Below are 24,232 nucleotides of genomic sequence, written 5' to 3'. Positions count from 1 at the left end.
CCATGGAAAGAATGACCGCTTTTGTCCACGGGCACGTCCAAGGCGTGGGCTTTCGATGGTGGACGCGCTCCCGTGCCCTCGAGCTCGGCTTGAAGGGGCATGCTACTAATTTGGCCGACGGTCGGGTTCAGGTTGTAGCCGAGGGACCGCGGGAGAAATGTGAAGAATTGCTAGGACTCCTCAAAGAACAGCCCAGTATGACTCGCCGGCCAGGAACAGTGGACCTAGTAGTCGAGCAGTGGGCTGCCCCCAAGGGAGAGTCTGGCTTCATTGAACGCTAATGCATAGCACATGCCCGCAGTTTCGAGCCTTGAGGCTCGGCTGGGCAGGCGTGCTCTAAGCTTGCTAAACTAACCCAAATGCACCTGAAATCGCTGACGCTCAAAGGCTTTAAATCATTTGCGTCGGCGACGTCTCTGAAATTTGAGCCGGGCATTTGCGCTGTTGTCGGACCAAATGGTTCCGGCAAGTCCAATGTGGTCGATGCGCTAGCTTGGGTCATGGGCGAGGGAAGCGCCAAGACGCTGCGTGGCGGAAAGATGCAAGACGTCATCTTTGCTGGCGCTGGCGACCGCAAGGCTTTGGGGCGCGCCGAGGTAACCCTCACCATCGATAATGCGGACGGCGCGCTGCCGATCGAGTATTCGGAAGTTTCGGTCACCCGCCGAATGTTCCGTGACGGTGCCAGCGAATACGAAATCAATGGTGCCAAAGCGCGCCTCATGGATATCCAGGAGCTGCTCTCTGATTCGGGTATTGGCCGCGAGATGCATATTATCGTCGGCCAAGGCAAGCTTTCTGAAATCCTCGAATCGCGGCCCGAAGATCGGCGCTCTTATATCGAAGAGGCAGCGGGTGTGCTCAAACACCGCCGCCGCAAGGAAAAGGCGCAGCGAAAGCTCACTGGCATGCAGGCCAATTTGGATCGCCTGCAGGACCTTACGGATGAGCTAGGAAAGCAGCTTAAGCCTTTGGCCCGCCAGGCCGAGGCCGCGCAGCGTGCGGCCACGGTGCAAGCTGATCTGCGCGATGCCCGCCTGCGCTTAGCCGGCGATAGGGTAGTGCGGCTGCGCAGCAAGTTTCAGGAGGCCGAGCGCACAGCCGAAGTTCTCGCCGAGCAGGTTGAAGAAGTTACGGCGCAGCTGGAAGAAGCGACAGGCTCCCAGCTAGAGGTAGAAGCCCAACTAGAAGAAATAAGCCCCAAGGCAGATGCCGCCCAAAAACTATGGTTCGATCTGTCTACGCTTTCTGAGCGCATTTCCGCCACGCAGCGCATCGCGGAAGAGCGAGCGGCCAATGCTGGTGCGCAGGTGGCTTATTCTGGCCAAGATCCGGAGGACCTAGAGGCACGGGCCACCCGTGCAGATGAGGAGCATGCGGAGCTTCTCGCCGCGGCGGAAGAAGCTGCAGAACGCCTGGAAGCGATCCGCGAAGAGGTAGCAGAGCGCCGCGAAGCCTTCGAGGCGGCCGAGCGCGAACACATGGCCCAGCTGCGCGCCATTGCTGATAGGCGCGAGGGCGTAGTCCGCCTTATCGCGGCGGAGGAAAAGGCGGCAGGCCAGGTTACTTCGGCGGAAGAGGAGCTAGCGCGGCAAGAAGAAACCCTTGCTTCTACCAGTCAGCGCACTCAATCTGCCCAGGCAGAGGCGGATGAGGTGGCGGATAAACTGCAATCTTTGGCTGGCGAGCGCGAGCCGCTCGAGGAGGCACATGTGCGCGCGGCCAGTGAATCGGGTGCGGCTGATAAGCGCTTGGAACAGCTGCGCGATGAGCAGCGCGAACGCGAGCGCGCCGTGTACACGTTGCGCTCCCGCATCGATACCTTGGCCCAGACCGCACCAGAAAAAATCGATGTAGGTGAGCAGTTCCAGCCGCTGGCCACATTCATCAGCACCTCATATGAGACAGCGGTTGCTGCCGCATTGGGCGCCTTCGCTGAGGCTCAGGCCGGCGAGATTTCCGTTCAGCTCATTGCGGACCTGGAAAAAGGTACGCGTTCCGCGCTTATCGATGTCTCCGTGGCCGCCCCCGCCACTTCCTGGCGCGTGGATGCAACTTTGCCCACCGGAACCTCGTGGTTGCTCGACCACATTGCTGTGGTTCCGGAGGTATCCGCCGCGCTGCACCGCCTCCTTGCGGATGTCGTGCTCGTTCCCGATTTCGCGGCGGCGAAAAAATTGGTGGCAGAGGATCCTCGCCTGCGCGCCGTTACCGAATCGGGCGTGGTGCTGGGCGAAGGTTGGGTAGAAGTAGGCACCGGTGCCTCGTCTACCGTAGAGGTCACCGCTCGCATCGCAGAGGCAGAGGAACAGCTGGAATCTGCGACGCAGGAGCTAGAAGAGCTATCCGGCACGCTTGAAGGTGCAAAGATTGCAGCAGAAGATGCCCGCGTGACCGCCGCTTCGGCGAAGGCTGCTTTGCGCGAACACGATACCGAGGTTGACGCGTGGAAGCGTGATCATCAGCGCCTGCTTAAGCAATACGAGGCCAATAAATCGGAACACGAAAAGGCCGCTGCGCGGGCGACCGAGATTGAGTTAAAGATCGCAGAAGCCCGCAAGCAGCTTGCCGACGCCCGCGATAGGCTCGCCCGCGTCGATGCGGACGAGCAGCCAGATGAGCCTTCTTCGGCGGAACGTGACGAGGCTTCGGCCGCATTAGAGCAGGTTAAGTCGATGGAGATGGAGGCGCAGGTTGCAGCCCGCTCTGCTCAAGACCAAGTGGGTCAGGTAGCGGGGAAGGGCGAGGCATTGCGTCGCCAAGCGCAGCATGAGCGCCAAGCCAAGGCTCGCCATGAGCAGGCCATGGCCCGGCGCAAAGCCCAAGGGGAATTGGCCGGTGCAGTGGCAAGGCATTCGCGTGATTTGGCCGCGCGCGCCACGCAATTGCTAGAGCGCGCCACCGCTGAGCGCGATGACTACTTTGCGCAGCGCACCTCCTTGAACGCGCAGTTGCAACAGGTAAAACAGCAAGTCTCGGCCGCGCGACAGCAGCTGGACCGGTTGACCAACCGCGCTCATGACTCAGAAATTGCTCGCTCGCAGGCACAGGTGCGCGTCGATGAAGCAGAAGCCAAGATTGTGGAGCAGCTCGGCATTGCGATTTCGGACCTTTTGCAGGACTACACCCCAGGCGAGGATTTCGATCGCGGGGCGGAAAATGCGCGCCTGAAGCAAGCAGAAAAGGACTTGAATTCTTTGGGCAAGGTTAATCCACTTGCGTTGGAAGAATATAAGGCTTTGGAGGAGCGTTATTCCTTCCTGTCCACCCAGCTGGAAGATGTCATCCAAGCCCGCAAGGATCTTGCCGGGGTTATTGAGGACGTGGATGCGCAGATTTTACAGCTTTTCACCGATGCCTGGCATGACGTGGAAGCGGAATTCCCCAAGGTCTTCCAGACCCTTTTCCCTGGTGGCGAGGGCCGCCTCATCCTCACGGAGCCGGAGGACATGCTTACCACCGGCATCGAGGTGGAAGCGCGCCCACCGGGCAAGAAGGTCAAGCGCCTGTCCTTGCTTTCTGGTGGTGAGAAGTCGCTCACCGCGCTGGCAATGCTGGTAGCAATCTTCCGCGCCCGCCCCAGCCCGTTCTACGTCATGGATGAGGTTGAGGCAGCGCTTGATGATGTCAACCTGCGCCGCCTCATTGCCCTTTTTGAAGAGTTGCGCAAGGATTCGCAGCTTATCGTCATTACGCACCAAAAGCCGACGATGGATGTAGCTAACGTGCTGTATGGCGTGACCATGCGCGGCGACGGTATCACCCGTGTTATTTCGCAGCGCATGAATCCCGCAGGTAGTGCCCCTGGAACAGAGCAAGCCAGCGAGGACGCTACCCGCCTGGGCGTTGATGCTCCACGGGGCGACTAGCCAGGGTGGTAGCCGCGGGCGTCGCCTGCCGGTAGGCCCCTCTATCCGGGATAGGAGGGGGTTTGGCGTGCCGCGAGCCCGCAAGACTGGCACTATAGAGACATGAATTCTTTATGGTTATGGATCGGCATTGCGATCGTCGTCATTGTGCTGATTATTCTTCTCGTAGTAATCGGCAAAAAACGCGGCGACGCCAAGAAGGTGTCCTTTGACAAGCCCACTGAGGAAGAACCGAAGCAGCTTACTCAGGAGCAAAAGTCCGGCAATTATCAAGCTAAGTCCGGCTTTAACTTCGCTCCTGCCGGTAGTGCCAAGGAAAAGCAGAAAAGCCCGGTGCAAGCGGAAAAGCCCGTGAAGAACCAGCCAGCTGCGGATAAGTCAGCTCCGGCACATCAGGAGGCAAAGGCAGAGCCTAATGCTACCGACATTGCCAACGAGCAGCTTAGCGGCAAGACCCCACAACCACAGGCCAAGCCGCAAGCACCTGCGGACAAGCCACAGCCTGCTCAGGCTAAGACCGATGCTGCGGCCGACAAGCCCGCGGTAGAGCAACCAAAGGAAAATAAGCCGGCACCACAACAGCAGGCAAAGCCGGCAGAAACCAATAAAACTACTGAGACCAAGAAGCCGGCAGATGTCAAAGAGCAGCCGACTGACTCTCTCCCAGATAAGTCCGAAAAGAACCCGTCCACGGGCGCTGGAGCCACGGCGGCAACCGCTGCCGGTGCAGCAGGGGTAGCGGGTACGGCAGCTGCGGCTGCAGAAAGTAAAGAAACGCCTGCGGATAATGTCGCAGAATCGGTCGAGCAGCCAGCAGCAACATCCGAGCCGAAGGAGCCAGCGGAAGAGGCTTCGCCAGCTGCTGAAAAGGCAGAAGCTCCTGAAGATACCGTGGCTGTGGAAGACGCCGCAGTAGCAGAGGAATCCCCAGTCTTTGACGAGGTCGTTGAAGACAAGAACGCGGAAGACATTGAAGAGCGCGTCGATGACCGCGAGGAGGCCGAAGAGGCTGCGGCTGCAGCCGAGGCACAAACCGGCGCGGCCGAAGCAGCCAAGGAGCAGACCGAGGCTCCAGAGGGAGAGCCAGCCCCAGCGCCAGTACCACAGGAAGACATTGCTCCCGCAGGCGGGCGCCTTGGGCGTCTGCGTGGACGGCTGTCCCGTTCGCAAAATGCCATCGGCCAGGGACTTATGGGGATTCTTTCCGCAGGCGATCTGGACGAAGATGCCTGGGAGGAAGTAGAAGATACTCTCATCATGGCGGACCTAGGCACCAAGTCCACTATGAAAGTGACTGACTCCCTGCGCGAGAAGATTGCTGAGCGCGGCGTCTCCAGCGAGGACGAGGCCCGTGCCATGCTGCGTGAATGCCTCATCGAGGCAGGCCACCCAGAGATGGACCGTTCCATTAAGGCCATGCCGAATGAGGGTAAGCCAGCCATCGTTATGGTTGTCGGCGTTAACGGCACCGGCAAAACCACCACCACGGGCAAGCTTGCCCGTGTGCTTGTAGCCATGGGTCATAAGGTACTTCTGGGCGCGGCGGATACTTTCCGTGCTGCGGCCGCTGATCAGCTCGAGACATGGGGTCGCCGCGTTGGCGCCGATACCGTGCGCGGCAAGGAGGGCGCTGACCCAGCATCGGTCGCCTTCGACGCGGTAGCTCGCGGTGTAGAACAGCAAGTAGATGTGGTCTTGGTAGATACCGCAGGCCGCCTGCATACCTCCACAGACTTGATGGACCAGTTGGGCAAGGTCAAGCGCGTGGTGGAAAAGAAGACCGATGTGGACGAGGTTCTGCTGGTACTGGACGCTACCGTGGGACAAAATGGTCTGACTCAGGCCCGCATATTCCGCGAGGTAGTAGATATCACCGGCGTCGTCCTAACCAAGCTGGATGGTACTGCCAAGGGCGGAATCGTCTTCCAGGTGCAAGAGGAATTGGGCGTTCCGGTCAAGCTCGTGGGCTTGGGGGAAGGCGCCGATGATCTCGCGCCGTTTGAGGTCGAAGGCTTTGTCGACGCTCTCTTGGGCGAGAAATAACGGCTAACTTCAAAGCTCCCCCTGCATATCGGGAAGCGCGAGCGTGCGCCACGGTGTGCTGGGGGAGTTCTTCGTTTTCATGGCTGAGTTCCAGCGTGTACCTTGCTCGCGAATTCTTTTCGTCGATTTGGGATCACCACTTCGCAAACTATGCGGAATGGGCAATTCAATTGCTATGGAAGAATGTCCTGCTAAGTGCCTGTGGTTTTTCTGACTATAAGCGTAATTGGGGCGGTTGTGCTCGCCTTTTATCAGTCGCCAGGGAATGCTGCAATGTGGTTTGGCCTTGGTGGGAATGGTAGCCTGAAGGGGCTGTATTTAATGCGAAATTCGCATTAAACCTAGACCAAGGTTCGTGAGGCAAGTATTTCGTGACGCTACTTTATGCAGTCCTCCTCGCGGCGCTGGCAGTGATCTTGGCACCGGTAACCGTAAAGGTTATTGACCGAAAGGCAGGCTATCTACTAGCTGGCCTTTTTGTTATTGCAGCGGTCCTTATTGCCAAGGAATTTCCTGCCATTGCAGCCGGGGAGGAATTGAGTTTCCACGCCACTTGGGTGCGCGATTTTATCGCACCGGGCGTCGACGTAAGTTTTGCTCTCCGCGGGGATGCGTTGAGTATTTTCTTTGCTATGTTGGCGCTGGTCATTGGTGCCGTCGTCTTTACGTATTCGGCGGCTTATCTGCCTAAGAATGAGGGTAATACCAGCTTCTACACCTTGATGACAGCGTTTACGCTGTCCATTTTATTGCTGGTTTTGGCCAATGACGTTGTGGTTTTGTTCCTTGCCTGGGAGCTAGTCTCCTTGGCTTCCTTTATGCTGATTGCGCGCTCCGGTTCGGGCGGCGAAGCTGGTTCGCAGCGCACCTTGATCCTGACCTTCGTTGGTGGATTGACCCTGCTGACCGGGTTGGGTATTGCTGCGACAGTGACCGGATCGACTGCGGTATCTGAGATTCTGGCGTCGCCGGTATGGACACAGCGCCCCGGTGTAACAGCGGCCGTAGCCGTGTTGATCGCGGCGTCTGCATTTACCAAATCGGCGCAATTCCCATTCCACTTTTGGCTTCCTGAGGCTATGGCCGCCGCCACTCCGGTTTCGGCTTTCCTTCACGCAGCCGCAGTGGTCAAGGCTGGCGTGTATCTGCTGATTCGCTTTTCCACGATCTTCCACGATGTGGCGGTATGGAATTGGCTGCTCATCGTGGTCGGAATGGGTACCGCGGTAATGTCCGCGGTCTTTGCGGTGCAAAAGACGGATTTGAAGAAGCTCACGGCTTATTCGACCGTGTCCCATTTGGGCTGGATTGTCGCCACCATTGGTGTGGGAACCCCATTCGCTATCGCCGCAGCGTTGGTACACACGTTGGCGCACGCGCTATTTAAGTCCTCGCTGTTTATGCTTATTGGCGTCATCGACCACGAGGCCGGTTCGCGCGATATTCGCCGCCTCGGACCACTGTGGAATAAGATGCCGTGGACATTTGGCTCGGTAGTCATCGGCGCGGCCTCTATGGCCGCGGTACCACCGCTTTTGGGCTTTGTATCCAAGGAAGGCATGCTCACTGCGTTTGAAGACGCCCCGATTGGTGGCACTGGCCAGGGCATCTTGCTCATCGTTGCCGCCATCGGCGCCTTCTTTACCTTTACCTACTCCGCCAAGATCGTCTTCGGCGCCTTCTTTGATGGACCTCGCGATATGGGACATGTCCACGAGGCTCCGGTTTCCCTGTGGCTGCCTGCCGCACTACCGGGCTTTATGTCCCTGCCACTGGTATTTGTACTCGGAATCTTTAATAACCCGATTGACCATGCAGTGGCTGCTGTTGGTCTGGAACATCATTCGCACCTTGCCCTCTGGCACGGGCTTAATGTTCCTTTCCTTATCTCGCTCGTGGTCCTTATCGCCGGTATTGCCGGTATCTTTGCCCGCAAGACGATGTGGGCAAGCTTTGAGGACAGGGAGTTTATGCCGCGCAGCGGCAATGAGTTGCTGCACTCTTTGCAGTTGGGTTGTTCGCGGCTGGGACGAGTCTTGGGCAAGATGTCCGATTCGCATAATCCGTCCCGCCACATGCTGCCTATTGTCATTTTGGTTATCGTGTTGGCCGCGACCACCCTCATCCGCGAGGGCGTCGATGGGGTAGCGCTGCAGCCGAGGGTAGATGGTCTGGATAACCCATGGGATCTGCTGCCATTAGGAATCATCGCGCTGGCCATGTTTGGTTTGGTGCGCACTCAGAATCGCTTGACCGGTGCCATCATGATCGGCATTGCCGGCACTGGTGTAACCCTGCAGATGTTCCTGCTCGGGGCGCCGGACGTAGCTTTGACTCAGTTTATGGTGGAAGCCCTATCCGTCATCGTCATGATGATGGTGCTGCGCTACCTGCCGGAAACCTTCCAACCGGTGAAGGATAAGTCCCGCAAGACCGGCTCTATTATCATCGCAGTTTTAGCCGGTGTGGCTGCATTCTTGGGCGTGTGGGGACTAATGGGCCGACACGAGCGTTCGGATCTAGCCATGTGGTATCTCGATAATGCGCCGGATATTACAGGCGGCGATAACGTTGTGGCTACCATCATCGTGGAATTCCGTGCGCTTGATACTTTGGGCGAGCTTTCCGTGCTGGGCATGGCAGCAGTGGTTATCGCAGCCATTACTACGACGTTGCCGCGGTTCCCGTTCAAGTCAGGTACACGTCCTGCGCCATTTGGCCAGTCACAGCTGAACTCTGTGCCACTGCGCAAGGGCGTTCACGTGGTAGTCCCGCTTCTGGTAATCATGTCTGTCATCGTTTTCTTCCGCGGGCATAATGCCTCTGGCGGTGGCTTCCCGGCAGCGTTGATTATGGGCGCCGCAATCGGGCTTATCTACCTGTCCCGAGGCTCTGATGAAATCGTCTTTGGCCGCATGACCCCGATTCACCTGACCGGCATCGGCATTATTACTGCCTTGATTGCAGGCTTCGTGGGCTACTTGCACCACGGCCTTGGAAATGGTGGCTTCCTCGCGGCTATTCATGCTGAGGCCTTTGGTCAGCACTGGACTACCTCGCTCATCTTCGATTTGGGCATCTACCTAGCGGTGTTGGGCATGTTGACCATGGCGATTAATGCCCTGGGCGGTTACCTGCGCCCTGGCACGGAGCGTGACTTCCTGCCGTGGATTCATGATGATAATTCCGCGCTGCCAACCACGCCGCGCATTTCGCTTGAGGATGTCGATGATCCGTATCCGGACCCGATTAACCCCTCGACCGATCCTTTGGCTTTGCTGACGCCATCGGAAGCAAGGACGAAGAGGAAAAATAAACGGTCCATGCCTAAGCGAGGAGGAGAGAAGTAATGATCCTTGCATTGACTATTGCTTTGCTCATAGGCAGTGCCGTCTACCTCATCCAGCAGCGCGGTTTGGTGCGCATCGTGTTGGGCATGATGGCCTTCGGACACGGAGCTAACCTAATGCTGCTGGCTACGGGCGTGTACTCCTACCGCGGCGAGTCCTTCCCCTCCCAGGTTCCACACGACCAGATGGCAGATCCGCTGCCGCAGGCCTTCGTGTTGACCGCGGTGGTTATTTCCATGGCAACCTCGACCATCCTGTTGACGATGGCGGCAATGGGCAAGAACGACGACACCGATGTGGTGGAGCCGGTTGATGACAACACCATCGACCATGCCTTTTCAACCTTGGGCCGTGACGCCCAAAATCGCCAGATTCTGGAAGAATCCACCAACCAACTTGACCGTATCGGTCAGGTGGACCACGACACTCCCGTAGCAGAGCGCGGGGCAGCTGAACAGAAGGAGGATGATAAATAATGACTGATGCTGTAGCTCAACTCCTTCCGCTATTCCCAGCGGTCCCGCTGATTGCAGCAGCCTTTGCACTGCTGGCACCGTGGCGTGCGGTGCGCGATTCCATCATGTTGATCATCCCGGGCATGGGAATCTTCGCTGGCCTGGGTCTGCTGATGTACACCATGAACAACGGGGTAGTTGCCCACACAGTGGGCCTATACCAAGGCAATGTGGGTATCCCGTTTGCTGCGGATGCTTTCTCCGCGTTGATGATCATCACCACGATGATTGTCGCTTTTGGCGCCAACTGGTTTGCCATTGCGGGCGGGGAGACCAAGTCTCGCTTTTATCCATCGCTCACCTTGATTTTGATTACCGGTGTCTGCGGTGCGTTGCTTACTGCTGACCTCTTTAACTTCTTCGTCTTTATTGAGGTTATGCTTCTGCCGTCTTATGGCCTTATCACCATGTCTGGTACTTGGTCGCGTCTGGCGGCCGGACGTGCCTTCGTCTTGGTGAACCTTTTCGCCTCCACCTTGCTGGTCGTTGGCGTGGGTTATATGTATTCGGTTACCGGCGCGGTTAACCTTGGCGCATTGAAGGGTGCGGCAGCAGGTAACGGGCCCGTCACCGTCGCCGCGGGTTTGATTCTCATTGCAATCACCGCCAAGGCCGGCGTATTCCCTGTGCAATCGTGGTTGCCTCGCACTTACCCGGGGACCTCAGCTGCGGTGATGGGCCTGTTTTCCGGCCTGCACACCAAGGTGGCCGTGTACATGCTCTATCGCCTCTACGTGCAGCTATTCGGTCTGGATCAGCGCTGGAATGTGTTGATCATCGTGATCATGATCATCTCCATGATGATCGGTGCCTTTGGCGGCCTAGCGGAGAACTCCATTCGCCGCGTGCTCGGCTATCAGATGCTCAACGGCATGCCTTTCATCTTGGTAATGCTTGCTTTTACCTCTGATGACCCACGCCGCGCACTAGCAGCCGGCATTATGTACACGATTCACCACATGTTGACTGTTGGTTCGCTGATCTTGGCTTCTGGCGCCATTGAGGAAACCTACGGCACGGGCCTGCTAACCAAGCTGTCCGGTCTCGCTCGTCGGGACCCCATTATCGCGTGGATTTTCGCTGCCGGTGCGTTCTCCGTCGTAGGTTTCCCGCCGTTCTCCGGAATGTGGGGCAAGCTGATGATCGTCTTCGAGATTGCCCGGGTAGGAGGCGCGTGGGCGTGGATCGCTATCGCGGCTATTATCATTGCCTCCTTTGCCGCCTTCTTGGCCATGCTGCGCGTATGGCGCAAGGTTTTCTGGGGCAAGGGCTTGCCGGAAGATAAGGTTCCGGATGAACTGATCATCCGCAAAAAGCTCATGGCCCCCTCTGCCGCACTCATCCTTGGTTCGCTGTGCATGTTCATTTTCTCTGGAATCGTTCTGGACGTTGTGGATAGCGCCTCGGAGCAGCTGCTTGATACCACCGCTTATACTGAAACCGTCTTGGGAGACGAGCCGATTGCCGTTCCCAATATCTATGAAATTCAGGAGGGCCGTTAAATGAACGCAGTGGTGTATGCATTGTGGCTCATTAAGGAAATCTTTGTGGCCGGCATTAGCCTGGCAATGGCGGCCTTTAAGCCAGATAACGAATACCACCCGGTTATCATTCGCTATCCACTGCGTGTGACTGGAGCATGGGAGATCTTCTGGTTTACTTCTTCCATCACCGCAACGCCGGGAACCCTTTCGCTGGGTTTGCGCGAGCCACCCCGCAAGGGGCTGCCACGTATCGTGCTGGTGCAGGCCGTTCAGGGATCTGACCCGGCGGCAATCGTGGCTGATTTGGCTGATATGGAGCAGCGCCTTGCCCCACGGGTGAAAGACATCGACTACGGCGTCCCAGGCCAAGGAGAGACGACGCAATTGGATGAGGCTTTCTACGAGTATCCCCTCGAATCTGTCGGTCGCTTTATGCGCTCGCCTGACTTGGCGCGGGCGGAGGACACTCCGCTTTCAGAAAGCGAAGCGGACGTCGAAAAGCCGAAGCGTCATGCCCGGAACATAAAACGCAGGAAGGAGACCGAGCGATGATTGATTTTGCCACACTGTCCCCGTTCGGCTGGGTCGTATTTGTATGCGTATTCATCATTGGCATCGCCACATGGTGCGGCGTGCTGCTTGCACTGCGCACACGCGATGAGCTCACTCGCGCAATTACGTCTGACATCGTGTTCTACGGCATGATCTGCATGTACTTGGCATGGTCGATGACCAATAACGCCCCGATGGCCTACTACATTGCACTCCTCGGTGCCATTGCCGCGGGCGTGCTGCCCACGCTATCTATGGCCCGCATTATCTCGAAGGGCAGGCGATAAAATGGCTATTTCTGAGATTATCGCCTCGGTGCTACTTATTATCGCCACCATTTTGGTGGTCGCGACGGTTATATCCCTGTGGCGGGCGCCCGACGCATTGACGCGCGCTAACCTGCTGGGGCCGACCGTGGGTCTTGCGGTACCGCTGATTATCGTGGCCAAACTAGTTGTAGATTTTGGCCGCGATGGCTTTTCCCTGTGGCTGCTCATTCAAGCCCTGATCGCCTGCTTCGGTGTGTGGATTATCGGTTCAGTAGGTTCCTTCTACCTGGGACGTTCCATCTACGGCGTAACAGTTACTGACGTCAAACACGCCAAGCATAACCACAAAAAAGTCCAAACCGTGCAAGCCAAGGAAGACGATATCTAGTCACCCTCAGCGCCTTCTGGCGGCGAGTCTTATCTGCAATAGCGCTCAATGGCGGAAATGCAGACGAGCTCGCCGCCTTTTGGTTTTACTGGATTGTGGCATTCACCGGGCCCTAGATTCATGACGCGAATATAGTGCACAGCAACTGCCGTGCTCGGGCTAGAATGGATGCACACTATTCGGTGCTTCTAGCCCGCCCCGAAGAGAAAACAAGGAGTAACAATGAAACTCATCACGGCCATCGTTAAGCCCTTTACCCTGCCGGAAATCCGTCAGGCGCTAGAGCAGCAGGAAGTACGCGGTCTCACTGTTACTGAAAGCCAGGGCTTTGGGCAGCAGCGAGGGCATAGCGAGGTATATCGCGGAGCAGAATACGCCACCGATTTTGTGCCTAAGGTCAAGCTGGAAGTAGTAGCGGCGGATGACCACGCTGAAGACATCATTAACGCCATTGTGGATGCTGCCTACACTGGCAAAATCGGCGATGGCAAGCTGTGGGTAACCCCAGTAGAAGATGCCATTCGTGTACGCACCGGGGAGCACGGCGAGGCGGCACTGTAAAACCAGCATGCTTAACGCCGCACAGATTCGCGCCGAGGCCCATGCCTCGGCGCTTCGTGTATTGCGCAGCCTCGAGCTCCCAGCGGGGACTGCGCTCGCTGCCACCGGGTCCTTCGCCCGCAATGAGATGACCCCGCAATCGGATATTGACGTCATCCTTATCTATCCGGAGGGCCACGATCCAGACCCAGCGCTGGTGGAGAAGCTGTGGTTGCCCGTATGGGATGCCAAGTATCGCCTAGATTATGCCCTGCGCACCCCGCAGGAGTGTGCGGCGATTGCTGCAGAAGATGCTTCTGCTGGCTTTGCACAGTTGGACTTGGCCTTTGTCGCAGGGCGCAAGATATTAGTGGATGAGGCGCGGGCACAGCTGCTCGCAGCGTGGCGGCGCCAGCTGCAGCGCGGCTTTGATGACTTTGTGGATACCGCGATTATTCGCTGGAAGCGCTCGGGCGCGGTAGCAGCAATGACGAATCCAGACTTGAAAAATGGCCGTGGGGGACTGCGCGATATTCAGCTTCTGCGCGCGATGGCTTTGGGTAACCTGTGCGACTTTCCTGATCTAGACGTCGAAAAGCAGCTGCTTCTCGACGTCCGCACACTCCTGCATGTCAAAGCCCGACGCCACCGCGATATCTTAGACCCCGAGTTCGCCGCGGACGTGGCTGCGGATTTGGGCTTTGAAAACCGATATGCCTTAACCGCCGCTTTGGTAGGCGCTGCAGCCACTGTTAATAAGGCCGTAGAACGCGGCCTGGCCACCGCCCGAGGGGTGCTGGGGAGAAATGCGCTGGCGGCGGGCCGCGGGCAGCGCCGTCCACTCGATGTGGACGTGGTGGCAGAGGGCGGCGTTATCTACCTTTCGCGCAAACCGAATGTGGAGGATCCGTGGTTGCTTACACGCGTTGCGGCAGCCGCGGCGCGCACGGGATATGCCGTTGCCGAGACCACCTGGCACCAGCTCCAAAAATTGCCGAATCTGCCGCCACGCTGGCCGCGAGCAGCGGTGGATGATTTCTTCGCCATTTTGTCGTCCCCGCAATATACGCCGCGGGTTATTCAGGATTTGGACCGCTATGGCCTGTGGGAACGTCTAGTGCCGGAATGGGGGCATGTGCGCGGTTTGTTGCCGCGCGAGCGCAGCCACGTCAGAGCGGTGGACCATCATCTCATTGCGACGGTTACTCGGTGCGCGGAGGTGCGCACCTCGGTAGCTCGCCCTGATCTATTATTGCTGGCCGCGCTTTACCATGACATTGGTAAGGGCTACGAGCGCCCCCACGCTCAGGTAGGCGCGGAAATGATAGCTCGCCAGGCAGCCCGCATGCGGTTGAGCGTGGCCGATAGGTCGCGTGCTCAAATTCTGGTGGCAGAGCATACCACCTTAGCGCGGCTAGCTGCGACAATGGACCCGTTCTCCGATGCCGCTCGTGACGCATTGTTGGCCGCAGCGCATTACGATCAGCTGATTATTTCGCTGCTGGCGGTATTGGCTAAGGCTGATGCGCAATCGACAGGGCCTAGCGTCTGGACACCGCGGGTAGAGCAAGCGCAGAAGCTTATTGTCTCTCGCGCTCTGGAAGCACTCAAACCAGGCGTCCTTCAGCGCCCCGCGGTGCACGTGCCGCTATCTACTGAGGGCGTTGCGCTTACGGTGGATTGGGAAGACCAAGAAGTTACTGTGTCCTGGTGTGGCTCCTCCAAAGGGGAGCTCAAGCGCATTTTTGCCTTGCTGTCCGCTTTGGGGTGGACCATCGTGCGGGCCAATATCGTCAAAGAGGATGACGGTACTTATAAGGCGGAGTTTTTCATCCGCACCGTACAACAGACCCTCAAGGAAGCGGCCCAGGAGATAAGGTTTATCCAGTCTTATAACTCCCGTACCTATACGGAGCTGCCAGATATCGAGGGAGAAGTAACCACCGCGGCTTTTGATGTGGGCGGCATCTTGGTGATCCGTACCGTCGAGCGCATTGGTGCTTTGGGGCACTTGATAGAGGCATTGCCAGACTTTGTGTGGCTGCGCCATGAGATTATGGGCGCGACAATGATCGTCAATGTCTTCCTTGCCGGGGAGGCTTCCCGCGCTACGGTGGTGGGGAATGTGACCAGGGCCCTGGCAAGGGACTAAGATTAAATAGTTGAACTTTAGATCGATCTAAATTAAGGGAGCGCATCCGTAGTGTTTGACTCACTATCAGACCGCCTACAGTCAGCCCTGGCGGGCCTGCGCGGTAAGGGCAAACTGACCGAGGCTGACATTAATGCCACCGCCCGCGAGATCCGCCTCGCGCTGCTGGAAGCTGACGTGTCTTTGACCGTCGTCCGTGGCTTTATCAAGCGCATCAAGGAACGTGCCCGTGGCGCGGAAGTCTCTGAGGCGCTCAACCCAGCCCAACAGGTAGTCAAGATCGTCAATGAAGAGCTCATTGAGATCCTCGGCGGCGAAACTCGCCGCCTGAACCTAGCGAAGAACCCGCCGACAGTGATCATGCTCGCCGGTTTGCAGGGTGCCGGTAAGACCACGTTGGCCGGCAAGCTGGCCAAGCACCTGGCCAAGCAAGGGCATACCCCGATGCTGGTGGCCTGTGACTTGCAGCGCCCGGGTGCGGTGCAGCAGCTACAGATCGTCGGCGAGCGCGCCGAGGTGCCGACCTTCGCGCCAGATCCGGGTACCTCCCTGGACTCCAATGAGCATGAAATGGGTACCTCCCACGGTGATCCGGTAGACGTCGCCAAGCGCGGCATTGCTGAGGCCAAACAGAAGCAGCACGATGTGGTCATCATCGATACCGCCGGCCGCTTGGGCATTGATGAGACACTGATGACGCAGGCGCGCAATATTCGCGACGCCGTCGAGCCGGATGAAGTCCTCTTCGTCATCGACTCCATGATCGGCCAGGATGCTGTGCAGACTGCTGAGGCTTTCCGCGATGGCGTGGACTTTACCGGTGTGGTTCTCACCAAGCTGGATGGCGACGCCCGCGGTGGTGCGGCCCTATCTATTCGTGAGGTCACCGGCAAGCCCATTATGTATGCCTCTACCGGTGAGAAGCTCGATGATTTCGATGTCTTCCACCCCGAGCGCATGTCCAGCCGCATTTTGGGCATGGGTGACCTGCTTTCCCTCATCGAGCAGGCCGAGGCCACCTTGGATCATCAGAAGGCCGAGGAGGCCGCCTCCAAGCTTGGTTCTGGTGAGCTGACGCTGAATGACTTCCTTGAGCAGATGCTGATGATCCGCAAGATGGGGCCCATCGGCAACCTGCTGAAGATGATGCCCGGCGGCAAGCAGATGAATGAGATGGCCGCCATGGTGGATGAAAAGCAGCTGGACCGCATCCAGGCCATCATCCGTGGTATGACTCCGCAGGAGCGTGAGGATCCGAAGATCCTCAATGCTTCGCGCCGCAAGCGTATTGCTAATGGCTCTGGCGTGAGCGTTTCTGAGGTCAACCAGCTCATCGAGCGCTTCAACCAAGCTAAGAAGATGATGTCTAAGATGGCCGGCCAATTCGGCATGGGTGGTATGGGTGGCCGCTCTGCTACCAAGAAGAAGCCGAAGGGCCGCAAGGGTAAAAACGGCAAGCGCAAGAAAGGCAAGGGCGGCGGTGGAAACCGCGGCCCGAAGATGCCGGGCGGAATGCCGGGCATGGGCGGAATGCCAGGTATGCCCGGTGGTGGCGGCATGCCGTCCATGGAAGAACTGCAAAAACTCCAGCAGCAAATGGGCGGCGGCGGTGGCATGCCGGGAATGCCGGGCATGCCAAAGATGCCGAAGGGAATGGAAAATATTGATCTTAACAACTTGGACTTTGGCAAGGGCAAAAAATAGTCTGCCTCAGTCTTAAGACATAGCAAAGGAGGCTCCCACGTTATTGTGGGAGCCTCCTTCGTTCTATGCAGGCAGTTGGGTGCCTTATCCCCAGCGCCCGTGCTCGTAGGCGTTGGCGCGTGTTCGCGCGCTATGGCCTAGACGGCGTCGTCGCGCACAGTGTTGGGGTAGGGGACTGGGTTGGCATGTGGCTTGCCGGCGTCGGTAGGTGCGGCGGGTGCCGGCTCCACAGCTGCTGCGGCCTGCTCCGGGGGGATATCAGGGGCTTGCTGTTGGACCTTTTCCCCGTTGAGGAATGGCTTCAGGGCCTCGCGAATCATGGGCATAGCCGATTCCGCGAAGGCATTGGTGATGTGGTGCATGTCGCGGTAGACCATCGTATTGCCGATGATGACTGGGCAGTCACCATTGTCATCGCAGAACCACGGGGCGGTATCTACCGAGAGCATATTCTGGTACTTCGAGAGCACTACTGCACCGGGGTCATAGGGCTGGTAGACCTGCTCAAAGCGCATGCCGCAACCATAGGCATCTTCGGTGGCTACATAGCACTCATCGAACTCGCGCGGACGGCCTTCCTCATCGAAGCCCCACGGGTTATCGCGGAAGCCCAAGAAGGGGATATCGCGCTCGGCTAATTCATCCCAAAATGCCTGGTATCCAGCGGGAACAGCATCGGGGCCCGTGCCGTACTCATTTTGCGGGCGCGTGGTATTTGAAATCACCAAGGCTGGGTTTGCTTCTTCGATGCGATCCATCACTAGTTTGCCCCATTCGGCGCACTCAGGGGTCACGGTGACATCGTCACCCAGCTCGATGGGGCAACCTTGGCGTAGCAACGGAACCAATTTAAAGCCCATTTCTTTGCCCAGGCGGTCAAGCGCGGAAGAATACTGTTCCGCGTGGGAGCCGCCAACCAAATAGACTTCCTTTTCTGCGTTTGTGTCACCGAAAATGCACGGAGTTTTGCCGTCTTTGCGGGTTTCGAAGAAGAAATCAGCGGGCTGGCTATCCGGAACAAAGCACCAATTAGCAGCCACTGGTGGCTGGATGCCGCCGGCCAGAATTGGGTCAGGCTTAATCTCTACATTATCCGGTGGGGTGAGGTGATTGATGAACGTCGTCGCACCGGGGTAGAGGGAAGGATTCAGAAGTTCTGCGTCGGCATCATCAAGCGTGCGCATCCACAGCGGCTGAATGGCCAGAAGGCCGACAACGGCCGCAGCAACCACGACACCACCGACGCCGCGAGCAGCGCCTGCCGGCTTCCGCAATGTCGATAGGCCCTTGCGTACCGGCAGATCCTCGGCGGTGGGGCGCTTGCGATGCTGGCGCAGTGGCCGCTCCAAAAAGCGGTGCGTGAGGTCCGCCAGCACCAGTGAAATGGCGATAATGATAACGCCCAGCCACCACGATGGGGTTTCTTGACCCAAATAAGAGGTGGACAGGATAAGCAGAGGCCAGTGCCATAGGTAGAGCGGATAGGCTACATCGCCCAGCCAGCGGGCCTGTTTGGAGGCCATGGCCTTGGAAATCTTGCCACCGCCACCCAAGATGATGAGCACGGCGCCGCCCAGCGGCAAGAGCGAAAGCGGGCCAGGATACGCGGTGGTATCGGCGATGATGGCACCGGTAAAGATGAGCATCACAAGGCCCAAACCCGTAAAGAGGTCATAAAGGCGGGGCGGAATCTTCCAGGCGGAACCGTAGATGGCTAGGACAGCACCCAAGGTCAACTCCCAAGCGCGTGACCAGGTGGAGTAGTAGTTCTCCGGGGTGCCGTAGAGGCCGTGGCGTGAAGCATAGGCGAAGGAGGCAATGGTGGCCACAATGAGGATCGGGCCCGCAATCTGGTTGACTGTGGGGAAGCTGCGCTTGCCCAGTGGTTGGTGCTTCGGCCGGAACTTCATGATGGCTGCCAAGATGGTCGCAAAGGCAATGCCCATGATGTAGAACTGGCCCTGTACGGCCATGGACCACATGTGCTGCAGCGGGGAGGTATCCGCTGCGGCCGCCGTGTAGTCGGCGTTTTGTTCCGCTAGCTCCCAGTTCTGGTAGTACAGCATGGTGGCTGTGATCTGCTGGGTGAGCTCGGTGCGCATGAGCTGTGGGGTGAAAATGCGCACCAGAATGTAGGTCACGCCAATGACCAAAACTAAGCTGGGTACCAAACGTCGCAGGGTGCGCCAGATGGGCCACCAAGGGTTTAAAGAAGCGTTGGGCTTGCTGGCGTAGCGCAGCTGGGAGCCCAAGAAGAAGTAGCCGGATAGCAGCAAGAATACGTCCACGCCGCCGGAGACGCGTCCAACGAAGACGTGGTAGATAACTACTAGGCCGATGGCAATACCGCGAAGACCATCAAGGTCATAGCGGTACCGGAAATTTCGCGGTGATTCTTTAGTCATAAACTGTCTTTTCGTGCGTCAACGCCTTTACAGTGAGGCAGAAGGCGCGCCATACATATGAAACCAAATGTCTATATTCGGCCCTTAAGGCTACTCTGCTTTAGTATCGATGGCATAACGAACCTGCGTGAGTGGCGTCGTGATTTTTAAAATTGCAGATACTCGCGCTAAAATACTTCAGGTTATCTACTCGGATACTCCGGGCTAGGTAGTCCACAGAACGTAATATTCTGCGTAGCACCGTTCCCGTCTACGGTCGGCCGGTATGTCACACGCAGATTAAATCCAAGGGTTGAACCGGCGCACTACCTGGTGCGCGTCTGTACTGCCCAGTGACTAGAAAAGGAGCCGTCATGGCTGTCAAGATTAAGCTGCAGCGTTTGGGCAAGGTCCGCGCTGCTGAGTACCGCGTTGTTATTGCTGATGCCCGCACCCGTCGTAACGGCAAGGTAATCGAGAACATTGGTATCTACCACCCGAAGGAAGAGCCTTCCCTCATCCAGATCGATTCTGAGCGTGCGCAGCACTGGCTGTCCGTCGGCGCACAGCCAACCGAGCCGGTTCTTGCTCTGTTGAAGGTCACCGGTGACTGGCAGAAGCACAAGGGCCTGCCTGGTGCAGAAGGCACCCTGAAGGTTGCTGAGGAGAAGAAGTCCAAGCTGGAGATCTTCAACGAGGCACTGGCTGAGGCTAACAACGGCCCGACCATCGAGGCTATCACCGAAAAGAAGAAGAAGGCCAAGGAAGAGGCTGAGAAGAAGGCCGCTGAGGAAGCTGCTGCTGCAGAGGCTGCCGCTGCTGCTGCCGGCGAAGCTGATGCCGAGGCCGAGGAGAAGGCTGAGGAAGCTTCCGAGGAGTCTGCAGAGTAATCTGCCTTCCTTTGCTCAGCGCACAGCGCTTCTACCTTCGGGCCCTGCCTACACCACTGTGCAAGTCGTGTAGGTGGGGCTTTTGTGCTGTGTGGATGAAATCAACCGGCCCAAAAAGATGACCGCGCACGTATGTCCTTGGTGGAGTTGCGTGCGCGGTCATCTTTTTAGAAAAGCACGGTGAAACCCAGCAAGCTACAACGGGTGGGGGAGGGTGAATGTTTCCCTTAGCTCTGTGGCTTGTAGTCGGCATAGCGACTGTAGACATTAGACGGATCTTTAAAGTCCATGCCACGCAGGCCGCCGGCAACAACCGGAGCAAAAAGTTCTAGGATTTGCTCGCGTGGTAGCTGTGACATGGGGCCGTTGACGGCAAGAACGGTAAAGCCATGGATGGTAGACCATGCCAAAAGGGCGTTCTGCATGAAATATGTGGGGTCAGTAGTATTGTCCAAAGCTTGCGCGTGGCGGGCGAGAAGGGCGAAGAAATCGCGAATCTGCTGAAGGTGATCCATCTTCGGATCATCTTCGGTGTGCGGATCCACACCGAGCATGAAGCGCAGCGCCTTCCATTCCAACATGCAACGGAAGAAATTGGTCTCATCCAAGGCAAACTCGAGGTAAGCGTAACCGATTTGCACCAAGTGCTCTGGAAAATCCAAGTGCCCGGCAGCTTTAGTAGTCTCATGCAGGCGCCGGACCAGTTCGTCGGTGGCAAGCTCTGCTACCTTATCGTGTAGTTCTTCTTGATCCTTGAAGTGGCGGTAGGCGGAGGTAGGGGATACTCCGGCTTCGCGGGTAACGGCACGGACCGTGATGGCATTGGGGCCGCTTCGCTTGCCTAGCTGGACTGCGATGCGGAGCAGCTCATCGTGGAGGTTTCCATGATGGTAAGGCTTATTATGCGATTCCATGAGAGTCATTTTATCACCGAAACTTATGTTCCTATAAACTATTTTGTCAGCATAGTGAGCAACAAAATTGCGGGGGTAGAGGTACCGGAATCCGCAGCTGCAGCCTCGACTTTATGCACCTCATATGCAGGAAGATGCACGATCGTGCCCGGCGTAAGGGTGACGGTTTCTTCACCATAGGTGAAGTTGAGCTGCCCGCGGAGCGTCTGCACGGTAATGGGATGAGCGGCCTTGTGGTCCGGTAGGGACTGTCCTGGTGCAAAGCTAAAGAGAATGAGATTAGCGCCATCGGTGCTCAAGACGCGCTGTACGCCTGGGTGGGGCCGCTGCGGATCCGTATCCGGTGCGATATCGAGCAAATTAAGTGTAGTCATAGCGGAAGCAGTGCCCAGATGGGAAGCCGTGCCAAAAGTATCCGGGGAATTGGTAGGTAAATCGCTCATGTGCCTACTTTAACGACAATGAGCCCCAAAAACTGGAACTTTTTCGAAGTAGCTGAAAACCCATCACTGACAAGGGAAAAGGCTCGTGCTGTAGAATTTCCGCTATGGAATTGATGATTGGTCGCGTGATTAAATCGCACGGCGTGAAGGGTGAAGTAGTAATCGAGGCCACTACTGACGAACCGGAGGTGCGCTTTGCGGTGGGGGAAGCGCTCCATGGCACGCAGGGCAAAAAAGAGCACACGCTAACTATCAAGGCAGTCCGCACTCACAAGGGAAGGCTGCTCGTTACCTTCGAAGAAGTAAAAGACCGCAATGTGGCGGATAGCCTGCGCGGCACGAAGTTTTTCGCCGCGCCGCTCGATAGCGATGATGGCGGTTTTTATGACCATGAGCTGGAAGGACTACGCGTACTTCTGGCGGGCAAAAACATTGGTGAGGTTACGTCGGTCATCCACGGTGGAAGCCAAGATTTGCTAGAGGTAAATCTCGACACTGGCAAGGAAGCACTCATTCCTTTCGTGCATGCCATTGTTCCTGACGTGGACCTTGCAGCAGGGACGTGCACCATTGACCCGCCGGAAGGATTGCTGGACCTATGAGGCTTGATGTTGTCACCATCTTTCCGGAGTACTTGGAGCCGTTGCGGCATGCACTTTTAGGAAAAGCCATTGAACAAGGTCGCCTTGAAGTAGGCGTACATGATCTGCGGCAGTGGGCGACTGATGCGCATAAGTCTGTCGATGATTCGCCGGTCGGCGGTGGCCCTGGCATGGTTATGAAGCCGGAAGTATGGGGGCCGGCACTCGATAGTGTTGCTGCTCAGGAAAGTGCACCGAACCTAGAATCGGCCCTTCCGCACTTGAACCGTCCCCGCCACGATGAGCTTGAAGGAGTAGAGGCGCACGCCTATGCGGTCGACGCCCAGCCCGAGGAGGATAGTGACCTCCCACTGCTCATTGTGCCTACCCCAACGGGAAAACCGTTTAGTCAAGCAGATGCGCGTGCGTGGTCGAATGAGGAGCACATCGTCTTTGCTTGCGGGCGTTATGAGGGAATCGATCAGCGCGTGGTGGATGATGCCGCGCGTCGCTACCGCGTCCGCGAGGTATCCATCGGTGATTATGTGCTGATCGGTGGGGAAGTAGCGACGCTGGTAATTGCAGAGGCCGTCGTGCGACTCATTCCAGGCGTGCTGGGCAATAAGCGCTCCCATGAAGAGGATTCTTTTTCTGATGGTCTCCTAGAGGGCCCGAGCTATACCAAGCCGCGAGAGTGGCGGGGTCTGGCCGTACCGGACGTTTTGACCTCGGGAAACCACGCCTTGGTGGATAAGTGGCGGCGCGAACAAGCATTATTGCGCACTTGGCAGCGCCGTCCCGAGCTGCTGGAAGTAGCCGAGCTAGACAAGGATGATAGGGCTTTCATTGCGCAGTTGGAGCAGGAAGCTAAGGCTAAGGGTGAAGGCTAATGGAGGTTAGTGCTGATCTTTCCGTGCTTCTAGGAACTCGAGAGAATGAGGATTGCCTCGCAGGACTGCCTGACAGGCTACGTGCTCAGGGCTTTCATCCAGCTAGCATTTTCGTCATTCAGGTAGCGGAGTCATGCCCGGAGAGCAGCCCGTTAGCGCAGGAATACCGTTTCAGGTTTGGTCAGCGACCGCAGGGAATTCCGGTGTGGCGGCTTATAGTTAACGGTGAGACCGCACTCCCCTTAGCCACCGTGGCCCCCACTGTGGCGGAATGTTTGCCCCCGGAAGCGCTGTGGTTGGGGAGCGCGGAAATCGGTTTTACAGAGATGGGGCTTGGTACCCCAGCGGTATGGCGAGCGGAAGCTGCGCAATAGGCGCCGACGAGAAAATTAATCGCCGCATTTTCACGCTAAATCTGCAGCGCTTAGGCCGTTTGGGGTTATAGTAAGGGGGACATTGCCTCCAATTTTCTATTCCCAAGGTGGTTCCTTAATTATGACGGCTCCCAATGGCAATAATTACGATGGAAATAATCAACAGCCGCCCCAGTACAACCAACAGTATTATCCCCAGCCGCAGAACAATGGCGGCGTCAGCGGTGCCACGATCGCTGCGATTATCGCAGCCATTGTGGCGGTAATCGCGGTGGCTGCCATGGTCATTATGTTCGTGACCAATAACCAGAGCGATTCTACGGAGAGCGCTGCAGGTAATAACGAATTCCAGCAATCGGATGCGAGTAGCGGATCCGGATCCGGGACAGGATCCGACAAGAAATCCGGTTCCTCCAAGGATTCTGCAGAGGATGAGGACTCCAGCCCGGTCACGGTGACCGAGACCAAGGAAGCCCCGGCACCAGCACCGGCACAGGTCGATTCCGTTGGTTCCAGCAATGGACATTCCTGGGGTGATTACCCTAACTATTATGCGACTGGCCCGACTACCAGTCCTTTTGCTCGCAACGTCTACACCGCTTTTATGAATAACTGGGTTGCAGGCGGCGGCACCAACGTCACCTTGAGTGTCTATTCGCCGAGCACCGGTGGTACCTACACCATGTACTGCTCCGGTAGCTCCGCCCGAGTTACTTGCACCGGCGGCAAGAACGCCCGCGTGGTTATCCACTAGGCACGCGCCGCACCTTCCTCCTTTCCTTGCTGGAAAGGAGGTTTTTGCGTTGAGGGGGCGTCGGCAAGCGAAGGCGGTGTAAGGGCCGTGCGGTAAATTGGGTGGGTCTAATCCCAAACCTCGAGAAAAGAGTGAG

19 protein-coding genes are annotated in these 24,232 nt (G+C 57.4%); 16 read left to right on the top strand and 3 right to left on the bottom strand.

The features are described 5' to 3' along the window. Nucleotides 1-2 precede the first annotated feature (2 nt). The 12 genes from QP904_RS01860 to ffh all read left to right on the top strand — a co-directional run bounded on the left by QP904_RS01860 (nucleotide 3) and on the right by ffh (nucleotide 16,866). Nucleotides 3-281, top strand: coding sequence for an acylphosphatase (locus QP904_RS01860; RefSeq protein WP_023021271.1), 279 nt, complete (start codon nucleotides 3-5; stop codon nucleotides 279-281). 78 nt (nucleotides 282-359) lie between these two features. Further along, nucleotides 360-3,869, top strand: a complete 3,510-nt coding sequence (gene smc, locus QP904_RS01855) for a chromosome segregation protein SMC (RefSeq protein WP_259825602.1) — start codon at nucleotides 360-362, stop codon at nucleotides 3,867-3,869. Nucleotides 3,870-3,971: 102 nt separating this feature from the next. Further along, nucleotides 3,972-5,912 (top strand): signal recognition particle-docking protein FtsY, encoded by a 1,941-nt coding sequence (gene ftsY, locus QP904_RS01850; RefSeq protein WP_284798367.1) that lies wholly within the window; start codon nucleotides 3,972-3,974, stop codon nucleotides 5,910-5,912. A gap of 371 nt (nucleotides 5,913-6,283) precedes the next feature. Beyond that, the gene (locus tag QP904_RS01845) at nucleotides 6,284-9,262 is read left to right on the top strand and encodes a DUF4040 family protein (protein ID WP_284835428.1); all 2,979 of its coding nucleotides are present in this window, start codon (nucleotides 6,284-6,286) and stop codon (nucleotides 9,260-9,262) included. After that, nucleotides 9,262-9,738, top strand: coding sequence for a sodium:proton antiporter (locus QP904_RS01840; RefSeq protein ID WP_023021275.1), 477 nt, complete (start codon nucleotides 9,262-9,264; stop codon nucleotides 9,736-9,738). Before QP904_RS01845 ends, QP904_RS01840 begins: the two co-directional genes overlap by 1 nt. Continuing rightward, nucleotides 9,738-11,279, top strand: coding sequence for a monovalent cation/H+ antiporter subunit D family protein (locus tag QP904_RS01835; protein WP_259825599.1), 1,542 nt, complete (start codon nucleotides 9,738-9,740; stop codon nucleotides 11,277-11,279). The genes QP904_RS01840 and QP904_RS01835 overlap by 1 nt, the downstream gene beginning before the upstream one ends. Continuing rightward, on the top strand, nucleotides 11,280-11,813 hold the full coding sequence (locus QP904_RS01830) for a monovalent cation/H+ antiporter subunit E (RefSeq protein WP_259825598.1): 534 nt from the start codon (nucleotides 11,280-11,282) through the stop codon (nucleotides 11,811-11,813). It abuts the gene before it with no gap. Continuing rightward, nucleotides 11,810-12,100, top strand: a complete 291-nt coding sequence (locus QP904_RS01825; RefSeq protein WP_023021278.1) for a hypothetical protein — start codon at nucleotides 11,810-11,812, stop codon at nucleotides 12,098-12,100. Before QP904_RS01830 ends, QP904_RS01825 begins: the two co-directional genes overlap by 4 nt. 1 nt (nucleotide 12,101) lies before the next feature. Further along, nucleotides 12,102-12,470, top strand: a complete 369-nt coding sequence (locus QP904_RS01820; RefSeq protein ID WP_049361135.1) for a Na+/H+ antiporter subunit G — start codon at nucleotides 12,102-12,104, stop codon at nucleotides 12,468-12,470. A gap of 222 nt (nucleotides 12,471-12,692) precedes the next feature. Next, nucleotides 12,693-13,031, top strand: a complete 339-nt coding sequence (locus tag QP904_RS01815) for a P-II family nitrogen regulator (RefSeq protein WP_200288908.1) — start codon at nucleotides 12,693-12,695, stop codon at nucleotides 13,029-13,031. A gap of 7 nt (nucleotides 13,032-13,038) precedes the next feature. Further along, nucleotides 13,039-15,162, top strand: coding sequence for a [protein-PII] uridylyltransferase (locus QP904_RS01810; RefSeq protein ID WP_284798370.1), 2,124 nt, complete (start codon nucleotides 13,039-13,041; stop codon nucleotides 15,160-15,162). A 51-nt stretch (nucleotides 15,163-15,213) separates the two neighbouring features. After that, nucleotides 15,214-16,866, top strand: a complete 1,653-nt coding sequence (gene ffh, locus QP904_RS01805; protein ID WP_049361138.1) for a signal recognition particle protein — start codon at nucleotides 15,214-15,216, stop codon at nucleotides 16,864-16,866. A 137-nt stretch (nucleotides 16,867-17,003) separates the two neighbouring features. Here ffh and QP904_RS01800 read toward each other — a convergent pair whose 3' ends face one another. Further along, complete coding sequence (locus QP904_RS01800; RefSeq protein WP_200288911.1) at nucleotides 17,004-19,271, bottom strand: acyltransferase family protein; 2,268 nt, start codon at nucleotides 19,269-19,271, stop codon at nucleotides 17,004-17,006. 353 nt (nucleotides 19,272-19,624) lie between these two features. Between QP904_RS01800 and rpsP the strand changes: the two genes are divergently transcribed. Beyond that, nucleotides 19,625-20,140, top strand: a complete 516-nt coding sequence (rpsP, locus tag QP904_RS01795; RefSeq protein ID WP_005325261.1) for a 30S ribosomal protein S16 — start codon at nucleotides 19,625-19,627, stop codon at nucleotides 20,138-20,140. Nucleotides 20,141-20,367: 227 nt separating this feature from the next. Here the strand turns inward: rpsP and QP904_RS01790 are convergent, their stop codons facing one another. Together QP904_RS01790 and QP904_RS01785 are read right to left on the bottom strand one after the other, a co-directional pair. Beyond that, nucleotides 20,368-21,054: a TetR/AcrR family transcriptional regulator gene (locus QP904_RS01790; RefSeq protein WP_234288180.1), complete on the bottom strand. Its 687-nt coding sequence runs from the start codon at nucleotides 21,052-21,054 to the stop codon at nucleotides 20,368-20,370. Between the two features lie 38 nt (nucleotides 21,055-21,092). After that, nucleotides 21,093-21,497: a cupin domain-containing protein gene (locus QP904_RS01785; RefSeq protein ID WP_284835427.1), complete on the bottom strand. Its 405-nt coding sequence runs from the start codon at nucleotides 21,495-21,497 to the stop codon at nucleotides 21,093-21,095. Nucleotides 21,498-21,601: 104 nt separating this feature from the next. On the opposite strand from QP904_RS01785, the gene rimM reads away from it, so the two are divergent. From rimM to QP904_RS01770, 3 genes are all read left to right on the top strand, one after another. Next, nucleotides 21,602-22,099, top strand: coding sequence for a ribosome maturation factor RimM (rimM, locus tag QP904_RS01780; protein WP_200288914.1), 498 nt, complete (start codon nucleotides 21,602-21,604; stop codon nucleotides 22,097-22,099). Next, nucleotides 22,096-22,968, top strand: a complete 873-nt coding sequence (trmD, locus tag QP904_RS01775; protein ID WP_284835426.1) for a tRNA (guanosine(37)-N1)-methyltransferase TrmD — start codon at nucleotides 22,096-22,098, stop codon at nucleotides 22,966-22,968. Before rimM ends, trmD begins: the two co-directional genes overlap by 4 nt. A gap of 495 nt (nucleotides 22,969-23,463) precedes the next feature. Next, nucleotides 23,464-24,096 carry a hypothetical protein gene (locus QP904_RS01770; protein ID WP_284835425.1) on the top strand — a complete coding sequence of 211 codons (633 nt, stop codon included), beginning with the start codon at nucleotides 23,464-23,466 and terminating at the stop codon, nucleotides 24,094-24,096. Nucleotides 24,097-24,232: the final 136 nt, after the last annotated feature.

Source organism: Corynebacterium nasorum (assembly GCF_030229765.1).
In the GTDB taxonomy this organism is placed as follows: Bacteria; Actinomycetota; Actinomycetes; order Mycobacteriales; family Mycobacteriaceae; genus Corynebacterium; species Corynebacterium kefirresidentii.
The sequence above is the reverse complement of the archived record's forward strand: the minus strand, read 5'-3'. Positions and strand labels throughout refer to the sequence as shown.

Coding starts and splice junctions, on each gene's coding strand:
- QP904_RS01770 (WP_284835425.1), top strand. CDS start 23,464: ATGACGGCTCCCAATGGCAATAATTACGATGGAAATAATCAACAGCCG.
- smc (WP_259825602.1), top strand. CDS start 360: ATGCACCTGAAATCGCTGACGCTCAAAGGCTTTAAATCATTTGCGTCG.
- QP904_RS01830 (WP_259825598.1), top strand. CDS start 11,280: ATGAACGCAGTGGTGTATGCATTGTGGCTCATTAAGGAAATCTTTGTG.
- rimM (WP_200288914.1), top strand. CDS start 21,602: ATGGAATTGATGATTGGTCGCGTGATTAAATCGCACGGCGTGAAGGGT.
- ftsY (WP_284798367.1), top strand. CDS start 3,972: ATGAATTCTTTATGGTTATGGATCGGCATTGCGATCGTCGTCATTGTG.
- rpsP (WP_005325261.1), top strand. CDS start 19,625: ATGGCTGTCAAGATTAAGCTGCAGCGTTTGGGCAAGGTCCGCGCTGCT.
- QP904_RS01810 (WP_284798370.1), top strand. CDS start 13,039: ATGCTTAACGCCGCACAGATTCGCGCCGAGGCCCATGCCTCGGCGCTT.
- QP904_RS01825 (WP_023021278.1), top strand. CDS start 11,810: ATGATTGATTTTGCCACACTGTCCCCGTTCGGCTGGGTCGTATTTGTA.
- QP904_RS01820 (WP_049361135.1), top strand. CDS start 12,102: ATGGCTATTTCTGAGATTATCGCCTCGGTGCTACTTATTATCGCCACC.
- QP904_RS01785 (WP_284835427.1), bottom strand. CDS start 21,497: ATGAGCGATTTACCTACCAATTCCCCGGATACTTTTGGCACGGCTTCC.
- QP904_RS01815 (WP_200288908.1), top strand. CDS start 12,693: ATGAAACTCATCACGGCCATCGTTAAGCCCTTTACCCTGCCGGAAATC.
- QP904_RS01790 (WP_234288180.1), bottom strand. CDS start 21,054: ATGGAATCGCATAATAAGCCTTACCATCATGGAAACCTCCACGATGAG.
- QP904_RS01835 (WP_259825599.1), top strand. CDS start 9,738: ATGACTGATGCTGTAGCTCAACTCCTTCCGCTATTCCCAGCGGTCCCG.
- trmD (WP_284835426.1), top strand. CDS start 22,096: ATGAGGCTTGATGTTGTCACCATCTTTCCGGAGTACTTGGAGCCGTTG.
- QP904_RS01840 (WP_023021275.1), top strand. CDS start 9,262: ATGATCCTTGCATTGACTATTGCTTTGCTCATAGGCAGTGCCGTCTAC.
- QP904_RS01800 (WP_200288911.1), bottom strand. CDS start 19,271: ATGACTAAAGAATCACCGCGAAATTTCCGGTACCGCTATGACCTTGAT.
- QP904_RS01860 (WP_023021271.1), top strand. CDS start 3: ATGGAAAGAATGACCGCTTTTGTCCACGGGCACGTCCAAGGCGTGGGC.